The following is a 3,644-nucleotide window of genomic DNA, read 5'->3' on the forward strand; positions in this document are numbered from 1 at the left end:
GAGGACTTGTGAGCCGGACCGTGCTCATCACCGGTGGCACCAGCGGCATCGGCCGCGCCGTCGCGGAGGTGTTCATCGCCGACCAGGCGGAGGTCTTCATCACCGGCCGCCACCCCGACACCGTCGAACAGACCGCCAAGGAGACCGGGGCGCACGGCGTCGTCTGTGACGCCGGCTCCCCCGAGCGGGTCGCCGCCCTCGCCGACCGGTTCGGCGAGCTGGATGTCCTGGTCAACGCGGCCGGCGGGCTGCCCGATGCGGCGTCCGACGGCCTCTCGCCCCTGGACGCGCTGCTCGCCCAGTGGCACAGCAGCCTGTCCCAGAACCTGCTCACGGCGGTGCTGACCACCGCCTCGGTCCAGGAGAAGCTGGCCGGCGGCAGCTCCGTCATCAGCATCGGCTCGATCGGCGCCGAGCGCCGGGGCGGCTCCTACGGCGCGGCCAAGGCCGCCCTGGCCGCGTGGAACGCCTCGACGTCCGCCGAGCTCGCGCCGAAGGGTGTCACCTGCAATGTCATCTCCGCGGGCTTCATCGCCGGTACGAACTTCTTCCAGGGCCAGATGACCGACGAACGCCGTGACGCGCTCGTGGCGGAGACCCACAACAAGCGCGCGGGCACGGTCTGGGACATCGCCCGGACCGCCTTCTTCCTCGCCTCGCCCGGCGCGCGGCACATCACCGGCCAGACCATTCACGTCAACGGAGGCGCTTTCACCACGCGGTAGCACCTGCCCATTCGGCCGCCGGGCTGAGACCATGGCGGGGCGGGGAGCGCAGCTGCGGACCGAGGGGGAGTCGGGGCCGGTGCAGAAGAAGCAGATGATGGTGCTCGGCGTATTCATGGTCGGGGTCCTGTGGATCAACAACCATGGTGACGGCAACACCCGCGACGACAAATCGCCGAATCCGCGTCAGACGGCCCGGTACCCCGTCCACTTCGAGAAGGACGACGGAAAGAAGGACGACGGGAAGGGCACCAAGAAGCAGCCCAAACCGCGCTCAACGGTGTCCTACCCAATCAAGTTCCACCATCGGTGACATCCGTGGAGGCGCGGACGGCGGACCGCTCCGGCCGAGACGACTCCCACCCGCCCGGGGCCGTTCATGGCGCCGTGGGAAGGCGTTCGGAACCGGAACGCACGCTGACCGCCATGAATCACCTGAACACTGCCCCCAGCCGCCGCCGGTTCCTCGCCACGGCGGTCGGCCTCGGCGCCACCGCCGCCGGGACGTCCGGGGTGGCGGCCGCCGTCACCGGCCCGCCGCCGCTGCGCGTGGCCACGTTCAACATCCACCACGGCGCGAGCCCCGCCGACGTACTCGACCTGGACCGCTGCGCCCGGGTGATCCAGGCCATGCGGGTGGACGTCGTCGGCCTTCAGGAGGTCGACCGGTTCTGGAAGCGCAGCGGCTTCGTCGACCAGCCCGCCTGGCTGGGCGAGCGGCTGGGGATGCGTCACGCCTTCGGCGCCAACCTCGACCTGGACCCGGAGGAGCCCGGCCGGCCGCGCCGTCAGTACGGCACGGCGATGCTCTCCCGCTGGCCGATCCGGTCCTGGTCCAACACCCATCTGCCGCTCGTCCCGGGCCATGAGCAGCGCGGTCTGCTCCGGGCCACGCTGGGCGTGGACGGCGGCTGCGTCGACTTCGCCGTGACGCATCTGCAGCACAACGACAGCCAGGAGCGCGAGCGGCAGTCCGCCCGGATCGTCGAGCTCCTCGGGTCCTCCCCCGAGCGCACCGTCCTGGTCAGCGACCTGAACGCCACGTCCGAGACCCCGGAGATCCGGACCCTGACCGACGTGCTCGGCGATGTGTGGCCCGAGGCCGGCACCGGCGACGGCTTCACCTACGACTCCGTCAATCCGCACGCCCGGATCGACTTCCTCCTCCCCTCCCACGACCTGCGCCCGCTCACCGCCCAGGTGTTCACGGCGGACCCGGAGGCCTCGGACCACCTGCCGGTGGTGAGCGATCTGCTGCTGCCCGTGCGCCACCACCGGTGACGCCCCAAACCTGTGAATCCTGAGCCGGACCTGTGAGCCACGGCCGAAACCTGTGAATCCCGACGGCCTTTGAGTCATCCCGCGCTCGCGGCCGTATTCCCTTGCGCCGGAGCCCAAGGGAAGGGGACAGGCCGTGACGACGCTACTGAACAGCCGGGCCGGGCGGCGGCAGGCCATGCGCCGCATCCAGCCTCGCCGTTCGCATGCCGTGCCGTTGATCCTGCTCAGCCTGGCAGGTGCGGCGGCGGTGCTGTCGCTGTGGTGGCAGAACACTCCGAACGTCGACGGCACCGCGCAGTGGCTGACCCACGCCGGGCGGCTCAGCGGGCTGCTCGGCGGCTATGTCCTCGCCCTCGTCGTCCTCCAGATGGCGCGCGTTCCGGCGCTGGAGCGGCGGGTGGGGTCGGACCGGGTGGCGCGGTGGCACGCGTTGAGCGGACGGTACGCGCTGTGTCTGATCGTGGCGCATGTCGGGCTGATCATCGCGGGCTACGCGGAGCAGGCGGGCACCGGCTTCGTCGACCAGTCCGTCACCGTGGTCATGGACTACCCGGACATGATCAAGGCGGTGGCCGGCACCGCGATGCTGGTGGTGATCGGGCTGATCTCGGCGGGAATGGTGCGCCGCCGGATGCCGTACGAGGTGTGGTACTACCTGCATCTGTTCACCTATCTGGCGGTCTTCCTGACGTTCTGGCACCAGCTGGCGACCGGCGCTGAGTTCGTCGGGAACAAGACCGCGGAGACCGCCTGGTACGCGCTGTACGGCACGGTCACCGCGCTGGTGGTCTGGTACCGGCTGCTGGTGCCGCTGCGGCTGAATCTGCGGCACCGGATGCGGGTGGAGGCCGTCGTACCGGAGGCGCCCGGGGTGGTGTCGGTGCTGATCAAGGGGCGCAAGCTGCACCGGATCGGGGCGCAGGCCGGGCAGTTCTTCCGATGGCGGTTCCTGGCCCCGGGGATGCGCTGGGGCTCCCATCCGTACTCGCTCTCCGCGCCGCCCCGGCCGGAGCTGCTGCGGATCACGGTGAAGGCGGTGGGCGGCCACAGCACGGGGCTGGCCTCGCTGGAGCCGGGGACGCGGGTGTGGGCGGAGGGTCCGTACGGGGCGATGACCGCGGCACGGCGCAGCCGCGGCAAGGTGCTGATGATCGCGGGCGGTGCCGGGATCACCCCGATCCGGGCGCTGTTCGAGACGCTGCCGGGCAAGGGCAGCGACCTCACCCTGCTCTACCGGGCCCGCAGCGTCGAGGACCTGGCGCTGTGGAACGAGCTGAAGCAGATCGCGACCGAGCGCGGGGCCCGGCTGCTGTACGCGGTGAACGGCCCGGACGGCGCCCGGCCGGAGATCACCGCGGAGCGGCTGGGCCATCTGCTCCCCGATATCGAGGACCACGACGTCTATCTGTGCGGCCCACCGGGCCTGGCCGAGCACGCGTACGGGGCGCTGCGTGAGGCGGGGGTTCCGGATCGCCGGATCCACCACGAATCCTTCGAGCTGTGACCGAGGTGAAGCCATGAAGAGGAAGCATCCGCTGCGCCGCATCGTCGTGGGAACGGCCGCCACCGTCTCCGGTGTGGTGCTGCTGCTCGCGCTGAAGCAGCCCGGTTCCGGGGGCGGCCAGGCCGTCGCCGAGA

The 3,644-nt window shown here is 71.0% G+C and carries 4 protein-coding genes; all 4 read left to right on the top strand.

Translation table 11 applies throughout. The features are described 5' to 3' along the window. Positions 1–725: SDR family NAD(P)-dependent oxidoreductase (locus GWI24_RS41930; protein ID WP_247617633.1), on the top strand; the 725-nt coding region annotated here is incomplete at its 5' end. Between the two features lie 79 nt (positions 726–804). Further along, positions 805–1,038 carry a hypothetical protein gene (locus GWI24_RS41935; RefSeq protein ID WP_210951263.1) on the top strand — a complete coding sequence of 78 codons (234 nt, stop codon included), beginning with the start codon at positions 805–807 and terminating at the stop codon, positions 1,036–1,038. 113 nt (positions 1,039–1,151) lie between these two features. Then, entirely contained in the window at positions 1,152–2,006 is an 855-nt protein-coding gene (locus GWI24_RS41940; protein ID WP_210951264.1) for an endonuclease/exonuclease/phosphatase family protein, read from the top strand. Between the two features lie 175 nt (positions 2,007–2,181). Beyond that, complete coding sequence (locus tag GWI24_RS41945) at positions 2,182–3,510, top strand: ferric reductase-like transmembrane domain-containing protein (RefSeq protein WP_210951266.1); 1,329 nt, start codon at positions 2,182–2,184, stop codon at positions 3,508–3,510. The last annotated feature ends 134 nt before the right edge of the window (positions 3,511–3,644 follow it).

The organism is Streptomyces sp. MK37H (assembly GCF_018035285.1).
Lineage (GTDB): Bacteria > Actinomycetota > Actinomycetes > Streptomycetales > Streptomycetaceae > Streptomyces > Streptomyces endocoffeicus.